Source organism: Bacillus sp. FSL W8-0519 (assembly GCF_038005585.1).
In the GTDB taxonomy this organism is placed as follows: domain Bacteria; phylum Bacillota; class Bacilli; order Bacillales; family Bacillaceae_G; genus Bacillus_A; species Bacillus_A paranthracis.
Genome location: NZ_JBBOTL010000001.1, coordinates 2266138 through 2284005, shown reverse-complemented (window position 1 = coordinate 2284005; position 17868 = coordinate 2266138). Strand labels below are relative to the sequence as shown.

Below are 17868 nucleotides of genomic sequence, written 5' to 3'. Positions count from 1 at the left end.
TCAAGCAATGTAATCCCTCCTATCCAATATAATTCTTTGATATGAAGCCATGAACGTTGCTATATTGAATCATTACGAAACCATTTTCCCCCTGGTCATCACGACCAAGTGTAATCGTAGAACCTTCTTTAACGGTTCCGATTATTTTTCCGTTTGGTGAAGGAGAATCACGTACTGCAACCATACCAGCACCTATCATCGTGGCAGTTTTTAATGCGTACTTGTCTAAGTTTTTAGAAGGTGGTCGTGTAATTTCACCATTCGCATTCATAAAAGCTAATTTAATTTCCTTATGTTCTCTAAACACAATGGAGTATTCTATATAGCCGGGCTTATCGATCCAGTACTCAAATGACTTTAAAATCATTTCTTTTTGATAGTTCAGCTCGGTAATACAAAGTAATACGGGTTCTTCCGCTTCTTTGATTCCAATCAATGCATCCACTGCTTTTTGTGGATCATGACGAACTTCTTCACCGTATACCTTCTTAAACGAAAAAAAGGAAGTCCAAGAGACTTCCTCTAATTCCAAACCATCCGTAAAAGGGATTGCACCATGTTTTAAGGTTTGTACCTCATCCATTTTCACCCCTCCTCCTTTTGGTCCAATACCAGAAGGAGTGACGGGAAATGTTAGCTTTGCATTCTTTGTTAAAAGAAAAATCATTGCTCCATCACCCCTAAATTTACTTTTGTACTTGCATTGTTCACATCATCCAATTTATCTGCTACATAGTTGATAAATTTATCTGCTAATTCTTTAAATGTAGCATCGTCAGTATTCATCGCTCTTGCTGCATCGGCTGAAATTGTTACGTTGAATTCATTTGTTGTATAGTTCTTTTGTGAATGATTTGCATTGTTTGATGTTGTTGTATAAGATTTTCCGTTTCCGCCATTCGCAAAAGGTACAGTAATTTCTTTCGCAACATTAACTGCAGTATAACGAGCATCTTTTTTCTTCGCTTGCATACCATTTTCTAAGCCTTTAATTGTCCCAACACCAAATTTATGGAAAAGCTTTGACGGGCTGTTTATGCCTAGCAAGTTTTTTACTGGAGCTGGAACGATACTATCAATTAAGCCAGCTACTTTATCACCTAATCCGACAGCCGCCGATTTAATTCCATCCCAAAGTCCGTTTATTATTGCTTTTCCATAAGCGAGAAATTTTCCTGGCAATTCCTTCACGGTGTTAAGGATATTTTGCCAAGTTGACTGGAAGAAGCTTTTTATATTTCCTAAAATCGTTTTCACCGCGTTTAACATGCCGCTTAGGGCATTGGATACCCCTGTACGCATAGCGGACCAGGTTGAGGACGTAAACGAACTCACATTCGACCAAATCGAGCGGATAAATGCACCTGCTGCGTTTAACCCCGCAGAAATGGCTGATCGTAGGGCAGACACGGCTGAGGACACGACCTGAACGATCCCGCTCCAACTCGCGCGAAAAATGTTGAGTACCACCTGCAAAATTGTGGTAATTATATTTCGGATAAAATTGAATCCAAAATTGATCACCGATTGCAAAATGTTTATATATCCACGGACAATCGTAACCGCTCCGTTAAACATAAATCTAAATCCGGCAGACAATGCATTTCCGAGACCATTTATAGACTTGGTGAAAATCGATTTCGCACCATTCCAAATCGTAGTAAGCCCCGTCATAAATCCATTTCTTATTGCAGCCCAACCGCCAGTAAAAATCGCTTTCAGAGCTGTAAATCCTGCTTTAAACACACCAAATAGACGTCCAAGGAATAATAATTGCACGCCGTTCCAAATTGCCATTAGTGCGTTTGTAAATAAAGATTTGATCCCTTCCCATAATCCGCGCCAATTTCCAGTCAGTAAAGATGAAAAAATCTTCACGATCGCAAGGATTACGCCTGTCACACCTTTTATAAAGCCGGCTAGATTTTGAAGTGCTCCAACTACGATAATTTTTATCACGTTGAAGACTACAGAAAGAACTGGTTGTAAAGTACGAAAAATTGTAATAATCGATTTTACGATTGTGGATAGGGATGACATAATAACCGGTCCGCTTCCTTTAAAAGCAGAAGCAATTTGGCTAGCCACTGATTTTACGACTGAAACGATTCCGGAAAAGGCTTGTTTCACAGATGAAATGGTGCTTGTGATCTGCCCAATCATATCTGGTGATAGACCAGCCATTTTTAAGAAGGATACACCTTGTTTTGTATTCCCTTTAAAAATATCAAATAAGCCTTTTACAGCATTTTTCACATTATTTATCACGCCGATTGATTGTCGGATTGTCGCTGGATCTAGACCCGCTCTACTTAATAAAGAAACTGCTTTCCCTTCGTTACCGCCAAGAAGTGCAGAGAATCCTTTTACAGTATTCATCACAGAAGAAAGAGCACTCTTTACACTGAATATGACCCCAATTGCACCTTCAGAAAACCCTAATGTTCTTAGGAATCCACCGGCTTTCGTATCATTTCCAGACACAAGCGCCTTAATGCTAGCAATTGCAAGTTTAATATTAGTGGAAATCGTCATAACAGTTTTTATCGTTTCCGGACCAAATCCAAGGCTACCTAAAATAGATGCACCTTTTCCTTCGTTACCAGAAAAAATCGCTTTAATTCCATTCCATGTAGAAGTAAGGAACGTTTTTACTTGTCCTACTTTATTCATCAGAGAATCAAATGCAGATTTCACACCAGCGATTGCACCATTAACGATATTTCGGAAAGTCGTACTCTTATTATAAAGAACGACTATAGCAGCTCCTACCGCTATAATAGCGGTGACTACACCAAAAGCGATTCCGATTGTTGTAGCTAAAGCTCCTGCTGTAACTCCAAATACACCCGCAAGTAAAGTGAATCCTGATACGATACTTGGAATAAGTGCAGCTACAATCGCAAGAGCGCCACCAAACGCAATTAAGGTACCGATAATAACTGCTACAACAGCAATTGTTGTTTTTGTCCCCTGACTCAATCCGTTAAACCAACTTACAGCTGATTGTAAACCAGATACAACAAGTTTAATCGCAGGTAATAAAGCATCACCTAAAGCAATTGCAGCACCTTCAAGACCAGATTTCAACTCAATAATCTGCCCATTTAGGTTTTCATTCATGGTTTTCGCCATTTTTGATGCCGCGCCATCTGCTTGTTGAAGCATTTGGGTGTTTTTACCGAGTGCATCTCCGCCTTTTTCTACAAGAACCGCCCAGTGTTTATAGGCTTCCGCTCCGAAAAGCGTAGAAAGGGCTGAAGCTTTCTGTTGCATTGTTAATCCTTTTGTTTTTTCTTGGATGTCACCAACAAGCGCAGGTAATGGTTTCATTACACCTTTGCTATCGAAGAATGATAGATTTAGTGATTCCATTACTTTACGCATGGCTTTTGTAGGGCTTGCCAAACGAGTTAAAGATGATCCGAATGCTTGACCTGCTAAACTACCTTGAATACCAGCATCAGACATTGCCATTACAGCTGCAGTTGATTCTTCCATACTCCAACCAACTGATTTCGCAGTAGGAGCCAAATATTTCATGGCTTCTCCTAATTGCGATACATCTGTATTGGCACTGGCGGCGGCTTTTGCAAGTACATCAGCAACATGTCCAGCTTGTCCTGCTTCAATAGCGAAACCTGACATGATATTTGATGATATATCCGCTGCTCTACCTAAATCTAAGGCACCAGCGGCGGCTAAATCTAACATACCAGGCATAGCTTTCATAATATCGCTCGTCTTAAAACCAGCCATAGCAAGGAACTGCATTCCTTCTGCCGCTTCTGAAGCAGAGTACTTCGTTTTTGCCCCTAATTCCTTCGCTTGCTCCGTCAACTGTCCTAATTCGACTTTTGATGCACCAGAAACAGCAGCTACTTTACTCATTGCCGCTTCAAAATCAGCTGCAGTTTTTACACTTGCACCAAGACCTGCAACCACAGCGCCACCTGCTGCACCTGCAACCACACCAGTAGTAAGTAACGCCCCTTGCGCTTGTTCTAAGCCGTTTAACATTCGAGCATTTCTTTCATTTACGCCGCCAAAGCGTTGCTGGAGCTGGCTCATTCCGTTACCAGCTTCAGTCGCACTTTGACCTGTTCGTCGCATCGAATCACTTGTTTGGTTCGCTTGTTGATTGGTTTGTTGCATAGCAACATTAAATCGTTGTGTTTGTTGTGTTAATTGCGCCGTTCTCTGAGTTGTTTGTTGTAATGCAGCTGCCCCTGTGTTTTGTATACGCAGCGAACTATTTAACTGTCTTGCAGCTTGTGATGTCCGCTCCATTTGTTGTGTGATTCGTTTTAAAGGAGCAGACATCGAGTCCATTAAACTAATCTTGCCGGTTACTTGTTTGCTACTCATAGTTCACCGCCTTCATTAATCTTGGGCCTCGGCGGCTTCTTCATCTAATTCGTCTTGATATAAACAAGACGCAATTAAAAAGAGCTTCTTCTTATGTGGCATTAGAAAAAACTCTTCTGGATCAACATTATGTTTTTGAAAAAGCCTGTGGGCCCAAGATGCCATCGGGTCGGTCTTGATTAGTTTTTTACAGAATCAATCTCATCTTCTGCGGATCCTTCTCCTAATCCTGATAGCTCCACGATATAGTCTGTCGCTTTTACAATACCGCCTAATGATAAAATTTTTGGTACGATATATTCAGGGTTTGGTACTGGTGCACCGACCTTTTTCGCTAGTTCTGGTGATTTCCAATCAATATTTGTTCTCGTTTCATCTGTCGCAGCCGCAATCATTAAAGCATTGTACTTTGCTTCATTCATTTGTTCTAATGGTGGTTTCCCTTTCCCTTGCGGAATTTTTTTAATTACAGATTTACGGATATTTTGTTCTTCTTCGGCATCAACCGATTTCATAGGTAAGACAATATATTTTCCATCGATTGTTTGTACTTCCAATTCACCACGAACACGATCATCTGTATTTACCGCAAATAAATCATCTAAGCTTGCAAATTGATTTTTCTTTAATTCTGTCATAATAAGTATTCCTCCTAGCGCTTTTCGCGCGATATTTTATGTGCAAAGAAAAAAGAGAGGTTGTCCCTCTCTTTACTCAATAATTTCGAAATCATCGAACGTGAACGGAAAATCCTCTTCCACAAGATCTTTTACTTTAAATGCTAAAAGCGCTGCTTCATCAAAGCTAATCCCTTTAATGGCTACTTTATGATTCGCACCTTGTGTTTCTGCGTCTGGATCATGTAAGTCTCCAACTAATGTAAATGTTTCGTCTGGATTCGTTAGGATACGTCTAACAAGGGCTTTCGTATTTTCTGTGAAATACATTTTCATCTTCCCGGTACCAGAACCACCCATAATACGGTTACCATCTAAGAATGCATTCGCACGTTCAATTTTCTTTTTATCAAACTTAATTTTCGCTTCAAATTCCGATACTTCTGTCATTTGATCGCCTGTATCGTTATAGACCGCACCGTATTTACCACGAGCGATTTTACGAGGGTTGACTGTAGGTAAATTATTATCGTAAATGGACATCTAGCAGACCTCCTTAGGATACTTTATTTTTGTTGTATACTTTTTCAATTGCATCGATAATCAGATACTCCGTGATGAAATACGCTTCATCTTTGTAGACTGCCTTACCAAGATCTTGCGTATGGCGTGGGTCTTCATAGCAATTGAATGTGCCTAACTCAATAACTTCTTGTTCTGCAAGTCGAGTAAGTAATTCGTCTTTGATTGCTTGAGCAGCCGCAATACGTTTTGCTTGTGTGTTCGCTTTTGAAATATATCGATTGAAGATTTTTTCTTGTGCATTTGTAATGTAGTCAATACCGAGTACGACCTTCACCTTTTGCAGTGTGCGGATTGTCGCTGCTTCATCCGCATCCTCTGCCATACCAATTACTGCATCAAGGTTTTTCAGTGTTGTCATTGTGTTGACTGGCGTATTGAAACGAACTTTCTTTCCTTCCTGGAAGAACACGATATTACCCGTAGCAATACGTGCTTTCGTTTCTTCTACACCAAGCTTATCCACCCAAGTAAACGGGGTCGCTTTCTGTGCCACACTTTCATTTAGTGGGCATGCTAAAAGAGCCGCAGCCATGTAAACCGCAACTTCTTGTGGTGTATATAAACGCTCATCAATTTTCGCTTTTTGTACACAGTTCGCAATGCCGTAGTAATCAATATCCGTCGAACCTTCACCTGCTGTATAACCGGTAATTAACTTTCCAGCCACACGCATCGTTTGAACAAATTGCACAAGAAGTGTCTTGAGCGCAACATCTGTGACACCATCTAATACGACTCCATCCAGATCTTCTTCTGCTTTGGCTAAAGCAAAGAAATCATTGTAGTTCTCAACTTTTACGTTTTGTCCACTTACTCCACCAGCAAGAGGAATATTATTCGCATCACCGACTGTACCTGTTTTCCCGTCAATTTTGGTGATGACAATGTATAAGCTGTATTTCGTTTTGGCAATCAGTTCATCAATTGTTGCAAAGCTTACACGCTCTAATTCCGTAAAGCCTTCTGTGACGATTAACTGCTTTACACCTGTTTCCCCTAATTTCGGACGCACTGTTACTTTAAAGTTATTACCACGAGTGCCAGTATACTTAGCAGTAACGTTGACTGTATCCAATGCAACCGTCGCTTTCTTTGCATCTGTTGCAGCAAGACGCACGACTTTTAACAGCTTTAATTTCGTCATACGCGCTAAATCAACGAGGTGTGATGTTTGTCCTACGAAAGGATTGTTATCGTATGAGTATAAGTCTACAACGACGTTTTCTGGACCCCAATCCGCTTTAATCGGCATCATTAAAGTGCCGCGAGCAGTCGTATCAACTGCACCTTTTACAACGAGCTCTGCAAAGGAATAAAACCCGGTTTCGAGTTCGTGCTTGCCTTCTTTAAATGGTTTTGGCATCTAGTACACCTCTTTCTTCAAAAATTCTTGAATGGTACGATTCGCAGTTTCTACATCTACCTCACTAAAAGCAGAAAGCGCAGTACCAGCAACGTATTTCGGAACACCAAATAATTGTTCTGCTTGATCCACAACTTCATTTACTGGATAATTCACAATTGGAGCAGGAGTAGATTGTTGCTTTTCTTCTTTATTTGCCATCACGGCCACCTCGCTTTTTATCAACTAACCTGATATTGTTGTGAAATTTACGTAGGATTTCATGATGCTCCACAAGTTCAATGAACCTTTCTCCTTTTACAGTGAAGGTCCACACATCAACATCAGCTTGCTTTATTTCAAACTCAACATCCTCTAAACGAGCTTTTGTTGGGTTGTAGTCCTCATCTACTAGCGGAATGTCATAACAACACCGCGTAAGTGCATCTTGCAACTTCGCTTGAAATTGCAGTGCTTGCGTTTCTGGCGCTGTTTCTTTAGCCAGGAACAATGTACCGTGGATCAGTGGTCTGTACCGGTGAAACCCAACTGAATCTTGATACGGTTTACCGACTGGCGTTTGTAAATAGAAAAAAGGAGGCTCTGTTTCCTGCCTCCTTCTTGTCGTATATCCTTTTATGCCAGTGATAGTTTGAATGAATTTTAGTACACTCGTTACATCACACGAAACCAAGTTCATTCATAATCTCTCCCACTCTGTCTTCAAGCCATCGTAATGCTTCCGGCTCGAATTCATGCCAAGAGTCTTCCAGCATATGAGCGCCTTCTACCCATTTCCCTGCCTTTTTGGCAGCTTCACGGCTCATACCACTCTTTCTTGTACGGTGACCTGCTTCAACGTACTCAGCGTATTCAATATTTGAACCAACTACGATTTCAACGCCTTCCCCCATACCAACTTTTAAGAAAACTGCACCATCACCATCTACCCCTGCACCAGCAGATATAAAGGAATTACGTAATGCTTCTGTATCTACTGGTGTTTTCTCAACTACCATGTTCATCAGTTGCAGCGCTAGTGCTTCTGCCCATAATTCAAGTAGTTTGGGGAGCTTTTGGTTTATTACGCTTTTTATTTGTAGCATCCACTCATCAAAACCTTCTAGTATAAAGCCACCTTCGAAACTGCCGCTCATACTACCACTTTATCCTTTACATCAATTTCGAAATGGTGAATACCTTCACGGTCTGGAATCGGTTCGGGACATGAAGCAATGAAGGTGCCTAATTTATAACCACTTTTTTCTTCATACACTTCAATCTCATCACCAGCTTTAATACCAGGATAACGAGTGAGCAGAAGGTGTGTTCCATCTACTTCAACTCTTCCAAGTGGCTCGTTAATCTTGCTTAGATTTTTCTTTTCTAAAGAACATGATATACCTTCCGCAAGCGTAATCTTTGCTTCTTTGCTGTCATATTCGCTTCCATCATCTGCAAAGCGAAAGATGTTCATTTTATGAAATAGTAATTCATCAAAATTACTCAAAAGAAGAACACCCCCGAGTCGTTTTCCGGCTCTGTATATCCTTCAATGATTTCCATTGCCAAATCACGATACGATTTATTCTTATCCGCAAACGTTTCTTTGTAAGTGGAACGCTCAATACTTTTTACCTGTCGCGGTTCTTTCTCGTCTTTCACGAGATAACAGACGGCAAGTTTGATATCATCAGGGACCTGCTCATCTATTTTCTTTACTTTTGAGCGCACAAAAATAGAAGCTCGTAACAATGCGGCTTCCAGATCACTCACGTTATTTAGTTCAGCAAACAAGCTTTTCGCTTCATCTGCTGTAAGTAAGCTCTTCATCACACATCAATTTGCATTACGCCTGATGGATATGAAAGCTCAGGGAATGCAGCTTTTCCGATTTCGATGAATTCATTTTCTGTATTCAGTTCTCTCCAAGGCTTAACATACACTCCTGGTTGTCCGCCCTTTTCAACAGTTGGGCCTTGAACAGTAGAGCCTAGTGTAGTCTTACCTTCGATTCCAAGGAATACGACACGGCGTTCTGGTAAATAACGCTCTGATTTCCCATCTTCAAACGTAATTTCTAAATCATTTGTTGTAATCGGCGGGATGTTCCAGCGATTTAGGAATGTTGTTAATTCATCAGGCGTTACCATACCGCCTGCAATACCTTTAATATTTCCGATTGTTGATTTCGATTGCAGAATATCAAGGTATGCTGCATTCGACATGTGAATCGCTAATGGACGACGACCTGCATTAGCCTTCTTAAATTTTTCAATCCAATCTACAAGGTCTTTAATTGGGTTTGAGTTTTCTGTATCACTCCATTTTTTCGTTGCAGCGAATGCTTTCGGCACATCGAACTTTAAATCTAACGAGAATCCATCTAAATCGTATTTAATGTTCCCTTTGTACAATACAGATGAACGTAAATACTCTTCTGTCTCTTCCACACCTAACTTTAAGTTATCGATATGGTTAAAAGCGCGGTCAATTACTTGCTGACGCTCTTTATCAAACTTTGTATTCATGATTGTTAATTGGTCTTTTTGATCAAAGCGGTAACGGTGTGAAAGCTTGGCAACTTCACCAACAGCAGTTTCTAATCCTTGTTTGTCACGTAATGGAGCAGGTGCGCCAAATTCTAATAAATTCGCAGCGACATTTTGATTTTTCTTAAAGATGTCATATGCAAATGTTAGTCCGTATACATCCTTATCACGTGGTAAAAACGATAATGTTTTTGACTCAAACGGTATCGTTAAATTTTCCACATAACCAATTAAGGTTTCACGTTTAAATTCATCTAATTGTAAGATACTCATTCAGCTTCACTCTCCTTATCGAATGTCTAACATTTTTGCTTTTGCTTTGAACTCTGCAGTAATCGCAGGGCATTTTGATTCTTTCACATAACCACCAACAAGCCCTACTGCTTGCACATCGTTTGTATCGATACGAATATCACGGAATAATAATGATACTTGCTCAGTTGATGCTGCATCCTTCACTTTGTCAAAAGGACGTGTTTTCTTTGTTGTCGCATCGAAGATTAATGATGTGCCGGCAGGAATAACACCTGCTGAAAATGCAGTGTAATCTAGCGTTACTGTAATGGTTTTTATACCTACTACATCACGCAGAATTTCTTTACCAGAAACAACTGTATTTTTACGTGTATATAGATTCAATCTGCTTCACTCCTTAATTTTTTTGACTACGGCGTTTCGCTAATTCTGCACCTTTATCGTAGTCTGTTTTGGATGCTGGTGGATTTCCACCGCCTGGTGCAGTGCTTCCTGGTTTTTGTTGGCTACCACCTCCTTGACCGCCTGGTACTACTTCCTCACTTTCAAACAAGAACGGTTTCTCTGCCTTTACTTGTTCAATCGCTTCTTTCATATTCGTGATTTCGCCAGTATCAGGGTCAGTCGTTAATAATGGTTTAACCGCAGTAAAAAGGAGATCTGCATCATGCGGTTTGTGCCCGATAGAAGCTTTAACAAACGCAAGTTCAGTCTCCAATGATTTATTTTTAGTTGTGAGTGTTTCGTTTGAAGCTCGCAATGTTGCATCTGCCTCTTCTTTCCCATTTGCAGCAGCTAATTTATCTTGCAAATCCTTTAATGATTCAACGCCTAACTGCTTATACACATCCAATTTACCTTGTCGCTTTGCTTCTTTTGTTGCATCACCAAGTTGTGTATCCAGTTGTTCCTGCGTATAAGTCACAGGTGGGTCAGCTGGTGGATCTGTTGGTGGTGGGTCTTGTGGTGGATCAACTGGCGGATTCGGGTCCGAAAAGTATTGGAAGTTTCCTAAGCGTAGTCTAAATGTTGGTTTTACTTTTTCATGTAATTTCATTATTCTTCACTCTCCTGTTTCTTCTCTTTTCTATACTGCTTGTGATAATCAGCAGCAGAGCTTACATTTTGTTCTTTTGCATACTCTTCAAAGTTCTTCGCATCAGTACGATATGTTTTACCGGTTTCAAGGTTCCTTGCTGCACGTTGACGGTTTGAGTTATCAAATCCTCTTATGACTGCAACGAACGTTCTCCTGCAATTGGGATGCTCGACAGCTGCCACATTTTTCGAATCTTCTACCGAAACCTCTTTCCCATCCATTGCCCGGCACCTTGGACATGTTCTGTTATCTAATGACTCCAGTATCTTCATCGCTTCAATTAGATCCATACCTAATTCATCACAACGATTACTAAAATCGGTCATGTAGTCTTTCTTCGTTTCATTACTGGCCGTAATAATTTCAGTACGTACGAGACGTTCACTTTTGTATGCTTCTTGTCCGATTCGTTTCTGTAATTTATCAGCAGTCTTACGGAAACTCTCACCACGTTGCATAGAGTTCACCAATGTTACTCGTAATTCTGCTTTGAAGTTCTTTGTTTGCCCCCATAAATTATCCGAGAAGTGACCGTGACCCCAATCTTTCGTTAACAATGTTTTGATGGCACGTTCTGGTATGACTGGCGGTACAACAATGTATCCTTGTATTTGCCCTGCAACAATATAAGAAGCGAACGCATAATCAACTGCACCTACAGTTCTAATGGATGTAGTCACCGTGCCCGTTATCTCCGCATTCATACGATCAATACTCATTTCCATCTGTCTTAGGATTGCTTCTAAATCTTTTCCTCTTCTGATTTCGTCCCAATCCCATTTATCTTCTGGTGAACCTAAGCTTGTTCTTGTGTAAAGATAGGAAAGCTCCTTATTTATGTCTTGCAAGAACTCCGCGTACACTTCAAGCAGCACACGAATACGCTCATCCTTGAAATGAATGAGCTTTCTCTGCTGTTCTATCGCCATTTCCTGAAGCTTTTTCAGTTCTTCATGATTCATAGCTCATCATCCGTTTTATCGCTCTTCTGCATACGTTTATCACGGTTTGCGATATGTCCATCAATATTCTTCAAGTCAACTGTTTTACTCTCTGCTGCTTCTTGTTCCAATCGTTTCTGCTCTTCTTGTACTTTTTCAACGAACGGATTATTTTGCAGACGAGTAAATTGTGATAGTTCTCCATCTTGTTTAAGGAGGATTTCCACTAACTCTTTTAAGTTTTGTGGTTTATTACGATGTACCTCCCACCAAATCCAACGATGGTTAAATAAATCGTCCCGTTCATTTCCAGGCATCATTGTTTCTCTTAATACATCGGCTGGTTTTTTAACTTTGCTCGCAAGTAGCTTCTGCACATTTAACATCATGGTGATAATTAGGAATTTTCTCCTAATATAACGAGAAAGATATATTTCTTTTTCATTCACTTGTAAATCAAGCGGTGCATATAACTGTTCGATTGCCACACCAGATAAATCTGTAATGGCTTCTTGCTTATATATTTTCGGTAATTGAGATGTCTCAAATATTGAATCAATCATCGTTCGTGCTTGCCATTCAATCGGATCATTCTTCATATCAGCAATTAGATATTTTACATCAACCGAACTTTCTCCATCACTTTTCGCACCAATCGCACGTTTACTCCGCATTTTCTTCACATCGTCTTCATTTGGTATTGCACCAAGGAAAAGAAGGTACGGATCACAAAATACATCTAAACGATTGGAGTTGTCTGATACAAGACGTGATAGTTCTTCTAACTGTGAAATAATATCCGGTGAAAGGTTACTGGGTCCATACGGAATTTTACCGCCTTTCGGTCGTGCAAACTCACCATTTTGGAAGTATGCTGCAGGTACGATTGGAAGGTAGTGATAAACAGGATTTTCTTTTTTTCGTTTATCGAAAATAAAAGAACCATTTTCATGCACCAAGTACGTGACAGTTGTATCGTCATATACCTCCACATACTCAATTTCTTCATCGCCTACTTTATCTTTGTATCGATGAACAGTAGCAATCATTTCCCCACGATAATTAAATACAGGAAAACATTCGTTTAACGGATACGATTTGTACCGAATTTCACCGAAATCATTAAAGTAAAATAAAACAGTCGCTCCTCCTGCAATCAACGATCGTTTCGTATTTAAAAAATCCACCGCATGATCTTCATTATCTTCTGTCACGGATTCCAGTAACGCTCTAAATTCTTCAACCATTTCTTTTTTTACACCATTTTTAACAACCGTATCTGGAACATCACGGCTTATTGGCTTCCCTAGCATATAGGAAGCTGGCATATTACAAATAAGTTTAGAATAATTAATGACGATGCGATGGTTTGGATCATCATCTCGTTTTGGATTACGTTTCAATATTGCAAAATCACCATCAAATATATCTTGTTGTTTCTCTATGGTTGTTAGCAGCTTATCATGCTCTTTTAACAAGTCACTTAACTGCTCCCAATCATTCTTTTTCAACTCTTCTGTATATGCTTCTGTCATACTCACACCTCCTTTTCGTTTAAAAAGGGTGCGGAACCATTGCTTCAATCGTTCAAACATAGCGCACCTCCTAAAATCAACGATCAAACGAACTAAATACCGCTTCATTACCTTTCAAGATAATTGTATTAACAAAGTAACGATCACTATCCATCTGATGGTCATTCTGCTTAACTGGTTTGTCTTCACCACGTTCCATCGCTTTCTCATCCCATACATAAGAAGAGAACTCACGTAGTGTTTCTTTACAACAATCGCAGAATTTAATTAATTCCGTTGTTAATGCAGTCGCTACATTACGTATTCCATCTAATACATCGTTCTTTGCCTTTTTCACTTTCCAACCTTTTTGTTTCAGTAAAATAATAAATGAGCTTGCGGACGGGTCTACGATAATACGCTTAGTTAGACCGTTTGCAAACTCAACCAAATCATCATAATATTGTTCATCTGACTTCTGTAAATTCTTCTTACGAGCGTCATGATGGTATTCTTTCACCTTATACCAAATGCCACCTGATAATCCCCATAAGCCAAATGCCATCGGGTTTTGGGTACCGTAGTCACAAGAGATATAATATTGTTCATATTTTCTCGGATGCGACGGTACAACATGTTCCTCTTCATTGAACATACTGTATATTAAGCCTTCTGCCATTACCCATAAACCTAAGATATAGCGTTGATAGAACACGCCGCTAAACATACGTTTAAAGCGGTCTTTCACTTTCTCAGAAAGAGATAAGTTGTCATCCATCGTGAATTTCAAGTGACAAACTAACTTCTCTTTTTTCTTATCGATAAGTTCTGTTTTTACAAAGTGATATGGTGAACCTGGGTTACAGTTCATAAATATCTTTGCACCATCAACAGAACAACGCCCAATCATTTGATCAATAAATGATTTAGGAAATAGAGCAGCTTCATCTGCTAATGAACCAGCAGCAGTTAAACCCTGGAGTGTATCCTGCGAGTTCTCTTTATTAGCACCAAATAAGTAGTACGTATTCCATCCAATTTGCAGATAATTTTCAGAACGATTGTAATCATATCGCCATCCCCATGCGGTAAGTATCTGTATCATTGGATTAATTACGTTACGTTTTAATGAGCCAATTGATTTGCCGGCAATAATAAATGATTCGCCTTTAAACTTTTCCTGTGACCATTGCAAGAAGCTACAAATCATCGAAATTGTTTTACCGGAACGAATCGCGCCATCTGCAATAACGATGTCATGATTCTCATAGGGCGAACCATCTCGCCACCACCATAATAGTTGTAATTGTTTATTTGAAAACGGCTGGAACTTAAACGATTTGGTTTTACGCTTTTTAATCCTCGCCATCTGCATCACCAAATACTTCTTTCATCTTCTCTGGATCAGGAGCAGTAGCTTGTAAGAAATCTTGAATTGCTTCTGCATTATCATCATCTTCATCACCAGTTAGATTTGCAATTTCAGCATTAGCTTTCTTTATGTTCGCTTTCTGTACTTCCATATGCATCTTATGACGCTCTTCTTCAATTTTTCGTTTGAAGTTATCAGGCACTAAATCGAAGTACATCGCCAGCTTATCAAGTGCTTTCATCTTGTCAGCAAGCTTAATAGACACGCCATCTTTCCCTTTCTTCACTTCGGTAATAATGGACCCATCGACCTCATCTGATTCCGAAAAATCTACATAATTAATTTCAACCATAATTGGATTTCCATCATCATCTTCTAACGGCCCAAAGGCTCCCATTGCTTGTACTTCTTTCTTTCCAAAAGTCACGTAATTCGTAATATCCGCAAAAGCAATCTTGATGTATTCATTCAATACATCCATCGCTTCTACAAAAATATTCTCAACCATTTCGCCTTTAATCTCTCGGATGTATGATGCTACACGTTCTCTTCTCAGTAACCGGCTACTCGTAACATGCGCACTACTCTTGGCATAACCAGCTTTCAGTGCAGCTTGCGTACCGTTGAAATACTTCACGTAATACAAACAAAAGAGCCGTTCTTGTTCCGTCAACTCTTCATCATCTAGCATCTTTTTTAACTTGGCTTTTGTCTTGGGATTTTTAACATTAGTAACGCTCCTTTTCGCAATAGTAACGTTACCTTTTAATTGTTCATCCCATTTATCTTGTGATTTCCACTTTCTGATTTGAGATGGCTTCAGGTTTAGCTCCTTTGCAATCTCAACAAGTGGCTTCTCACCATTACTCGCTTTGTATATTTCGAATGCTTTATCACGATCTGGACTACGCTGTCTCGCCATCTACATCTCACCTGCCACCTCACGTTCGAGTTTGTTTTGTGCAAAAGAAAAAGCACCTCATTGGGTGCTTTAATTAGTCAACGATTTTTACTGTCTTACCGTCTTCTTGAAGAACTAAATCTTTATTACATTCAACATTTACTTTACCAGCTTCTTGAGTGAATCTAATGATAGTACCGTCATCATATTCACTAACAGTAACTATTTTTGTAGCCGTTTGTTCTAACACAGTGTTTTTCACTAAAACACGTCCCTCTAAATCGATTTCCATTTCTTGTGTCAATGTTATTCCTCCGTCTCTTCTATGAATTAATAAAAGTTAACTATCACTTTTATCTATATACCATTATACAATAATGTTCGACAATTTCACTCAATTCAAAATAATATTTTTTATCCGTACAACATTATATTCATGTCACCAATCAACCCAGCAATCATACTAGGCTCAATAAGAAACACAAAAGCCACGATACAAATGCACCGCGGCTGAATATATACATGTAATTGGTCTTTTCGCCTTTTCATTCTCCGTCCATTCCGACCGAGTAACGTTTTGATAAAGGGGCTATGATCATGGATTATGAGCGCATAGATACGTTATCCCCACGTTATGCTCTTTTCAAAGAACAAGTAACTGTAGGAATATCGTATCGTTGATTCCAATGTAAAAAGGTACCTGATTTAGTGCCCAAAATAGTGCCCTAAACGGTACCCGAAAAGTTCCATCTCTATGTCATACTAAGCGCTTTTGCAAACCGTAAAACACCTGATTTCCTCTTTCTATAATACTTTCCTCTCTTCATCCCAAGCACAGTATAAATGTATTCATCATTTAACTCTTTACGACTCATATATTTCATTTTGAGTATTTGCTGCTCGTCCTCATCAAGTGCTTCTTCAAACGCTCGCTTTAATTGTCTATATCTGATTTCATCTTCTGTACATTTCCTTAGTTCCGGAAATAATAATTCGACTCCGAACGCCGCTTGCTCTTCTATATTTTTAAATTTCACTTTTAACACGCGGTATTCTTGTAACTCTTCTATCACGAAAGGCCGTATTTCCTTTTCATTTACATGCCTAGAAGGTTGATTCATACGATACGGTTCCCCTCCGTTCGATCTGATTGCATTTTAGGACATTACTTCATTTCTTTCTGACATTCTTTTAAATAATCGATAGTTTCTTGAACCTGTTCTTTTGTTGAAAGTAATTCCATCACATTTCCTTCTGTGTTATACACACGAATCGTTCTTTCCTTAAACTCCATCCCTAACATTCCATCCTCACCTAAAAACTTTGCGTTAGCTTTCATTTTCAAAACCTCGCTTTCGAAAGATTATTTTGTTGAGTTTCTAAAAGAATTAATTCCAATCCCTCCTTTTCTATAAAACTCAGCTTCCCATTCATCTTTATAAACTTCCTGTAAACGGCCATATGAGTTTATAGTCATTTTCTCCCTCGCCATTGGCAAAGATGCATTAACACTAATAGGAAGACTTATAGGTAGTGTGATTTGCATTTGTTTCACTTTCTTACTACATTTCACGCAGAGCTTGTCGTTCGTTCCATCTTCCATGTCTACCCATTTATGTTTGCATTCCATTTTGCTTCCTCCCTTTGATACAAAATGAAATTTTTGTTCTATTTCTCTATCAGTAAATACGCTTTGCGTTCACCTTGTTCGTTCGTTTCAATCGCCCATAATGTTCTATGTGTCATATCTCCATCAGTTGATTCACCGTATTTCAATACAACATTTTTCCCGTCCAATTCAGATAATTTAAAAGTTGGTATGCTTGGAAACATACTCATCTCCATTTCTCAGCTCCCCTTTCTAATAAAATAGCGTTTTTATTCAATTATCGATCTAACTTCTTTACGTTTTTATAATCTGATATGAAACATTTCATATTTCGACATTTTTCTACACAAACTGACAAACTTGGTGTATTATATAGCAGAAGAGTAATTAAAAGACTTACTCTTTGCTATTGAGGGAAGAGCCTGAGAGCCATATCAGGCTCTTCTTTGTTTATATACCATTTATTCAAATAACGATTTTGTTTTAATTAATTCCTTGCAATGCTTGCATTAGCCCAAAAAACAGCTTCTTCAAGTTTTGTTAAGGCTAATGATTTTTCACGACTATTCGGGCATGATCCATCAATTAAATTTGCAAAATGTAAAGCTTCATTTCTAATATCTACAAACTTCTCTGTTTGTCCCTCTTTAGGTGGATGGTAAGTAAAGTTCTTTTTAATTTGTTCTTTCATGATTTTTAGCTCCTTTTCCAAA

The 17868-nt window shown here is 39.2% G+C and carries 23 protein-coding genes; all 23 read right to left on the bottom strand.

Annotated features, from left to right (window positions below; all coding sequences use genetic code 11):
- Positions 1–19 precede the first annotated feature (19 nt).
- Entirely contained in the window at positions 20–583 is a 564-nt protein-coding gene (locus NST14_RS11940; RefSeq protein ID WP_139264453.1) for an SH3 domain-containing protein, read from the bottom strand.
- Between the two features lie 80 nt (positions 584–663).
- Positions 664–4368, bottom strand: coding sequence for a phage tail tape measure protein (locus NST14_RS11935; protein WP_073535922.1), 3705 nt, complete (start codon positions 4366–4368; stop codon positions 664–666).
- Between the two features lie 179 nt (positions 4369–4547).
- Positions 4548–5006: a phage tail assembly chaperone gene (locus tag NST14_RS11930; RefSeq protein WP_073535923.1), complete on the bottom strand. Its 459-nt coding sequence runs from the start codon at positions 5004–5006 to the stop codon at positions 4548–4550.
- A gap of 72 nt (positions 5007–5078) precedes the next feature.
- Entirely contained in the window at positions 5079–5528 is a 450-nt protein-coding gene (locus NST14_RS11925) for a phage tail tube protein (protein ID WP_073535924.1), read from the bottom strand.
- A 13-nt stretch (positions 5529–5541) separates the two neighbouring features.
- On the bottom strand, positions 5542–6933 hold the full coding sequence (locus tag NST14_RS11920) for a phage tail sheath N-terminal beta-sandwich domain-containing protein (protein ID WP_073535925.1): 1392 nt from the start codon (positions 6931–6933) through the stop codon (positions 5542–5544).
- The gene (locus NST14_RS11915) at positions 6934–7134 is read right to left on the bottom strand and encodes a hypothetical protein (protein WP_073535926.1); all 201 of its coding nucleotides are present in this window, start codon (positions 7132–7134) and stop codon (positions 6934–6936) included.
- The gene (locus NST14_RS11910; protein ID WP_073535927.1) at positions 7124–7612 is read right to left on the bottom strand and encodes a hypothetical protein; all 489 of its coding nucleotides are present in this window, start codon (positions 7610–7612) and stop codon (positions 7124–7126) included. Before NST14_RS11910 ends, NST14_RS11915 begins: the two co-directional genes overlap by 11 nt.
- On the bottom strand, positions 7593–8069 hold the full coding sequence (locus tag NST14_RS11905; protein WP_073535928.1) for an HK97 gp10 family phage protein: 477 nt from the start codon (positions 8067–8069) through the stop codon (positions 7593–7595). The genes NST14_RS11910 and NST14_RS11905 overlap by 20 nt, the downstream gene beginning before the upstream one ends.
- The gene (locus tag NST14_RS11900; RefSeq protein ID WP_073535929.1) at positions 8066–8422 is read right to left on the bottom strand and encodes a hypothetical protein; all 357 of its coding nucleotides are present in this window, start codon (positions 8420–8422) and stop codon (positions 8066–8068) included. The genes NST14_RS11905 and NST14_RS11900 overlap by 4 nt, the downstream gene beginning before the upstream one ends.
- Entirely contained in the window at positions 8419–8745 is a 327-nt protein-coding gene (locus NST14_RS11895) for a hypothetical protein (protein WP_073535930.1), read from the bottom strand. Before NST14_RS11895 ends, NST14_RS11900 begins: the two co-directional genes overlap by 4 nt.
- Entirely contained in the window at positions 8745–9737 is a 993-nt protein-coding gene (locus tag NST14_RS11890) for a major capsid protein (RefSeq protein ID WP_073535931.1), read from the bottom strand. Before NST14_RS11890 ends, NST14_RS11895 begins: the two co-directional genes overlap by 1 nt.
- A 15-nt stretch (positions 9738–9752) precedes the next feature.
- Positions 9753–10103, bottom strand: coding sequence for a hypothetical protein (locus NST14_RS11885; RefSeq protein WP_073535932.1), 351 nt, complete (start codon positions 10101–10103; stop codon positions 9753–9755).
- A 13-nt stretch (positions 10104–10116) separates the two neighbouring features.
- Positions 10117–10776, bottom strand: coding sequence for a phage scaffolding protein (locus NST14_RS11880; RefSeq protein WP_073535933.1), 660 nt, complete (start codon positions 10774–10776; stop codon positions 10117–10119).
- Entirely contained in the window at positions 10776–11780 is a 1005-nt protein-coding gene (locus tag NST14_RS11875; protein ID WP_073535934.1) for a minor capsid protein, read from the bottom strand. Before NST14_RS11875 ends, NST14_RS11880 begins: the two co-directional genes overlap by 1 nt.
- Positions 11777–13294, bottom strand: a complete 1518-nt coding sequence (locus NST14_RS11870) for a phage portal protein (protein WP_175556104.1) — start codon at positions 13292–13294, stop codon at positions 11777–11779. Before NST14_RS11870 ends, NST14_RS11875 begins: the two co-directional genes overlap by 4 nt.
- Before the next feature lie 76 nt (positions 13295–13370).
- Positions 13371–14642 carry a PBSX family phage terminase large subunit gene (locus tag NST14_RS11865; RefSeq protein ID WP_073535936.1) on the bottom strand — a complete coding sequence of 424 codons (1272 nt, stop codon included), beginning with the start codon at positions 14640–14642 and terminating at the stop codon, positions 13371–13373.
- Positions 14629–15567: a terminase small subunit gene (locus NST14_RS11860; protein ID WP_073535937.1), complete on the bottom strand. Its 939-nt coding sequence runs from the start codon at positions 15565–15567 to the stop codon at positions 14629–14631. Before NST14_RS11860 ends, NST14_RS11865 begins: the two co-directional genes overlap by 14 nt.
- 73 nt (positions 15568–15640) lie before the next feature.
- Complete coding sequence (locus NST14_RS11855; RefSeq protein ID WP_073535938.1) at positions 15641–15850, bottom strand: hypothetical protein; 210 nt, start codon at positions 15848–15850, stop codon at positions 15641–15643.
- A 448-nt stretch (positions 15851–16298) separates the two neighbouring features.
- Complete coding sequence (locus NST14_RS11850) at positions 16299–16667, bottom strand: ArpU family phage packaging/lysis transcriptional regulator (RefSeq protein ID WP_073535939.1); 369 nt, start codon at positions 16665–16667, stop codon at positions 16299–16301.
- A gap of 44 nt (positions 16668–16711) precedes the next feature.
- Positions 16712–16885 (bottom strand): hypothetical protein, encoded by a 174-nt coding sequence (locus tag NST14_RS11845; protein ID WP_175556105.1) that lies wholly within the window; start codon positions 16883–16885, stop codon positions 16712–16714.
- 24 nt (positions 16886–16909) lie between these two features.
- Positions 16910–17176 (bottom strand): hypothetical protein, encoded by a 267-nt coding sequence (locus tag NST14_RS11840; RefSeq protein ID WP_073535940.1) that lies wholly within the window; start codon positions 17174–17176, stop codon positions 16910–16912.
- A gap of 38 nt (positions 17177–17214) precedes the next feature.
- Entirely contained in the window at positions 17215–17391 is a 177-nt protein-coding gene (locus tag NST14_RS11835) for a hypothetical protein (RefSeq protein WP_002170415.1), read from the bottom strand.
- A gap of 251 nt (positions 17392–17642) precedes the next feature.
- Positions 17643–17846 carry an Acb2/Tad1 domain-containing protein gene (locus NST14_RS11830; RefSeq protein ID WP_000662953.1) on the bottom strand — a complete coding sequence of 68 codons (204 nt, stop codon included), beginning with the start codon at positions 17844–17846 and terminating at the stop codon, positions 17643–17645.
- Positions 17847–17868: the final 22 nt, after the last annotated feature.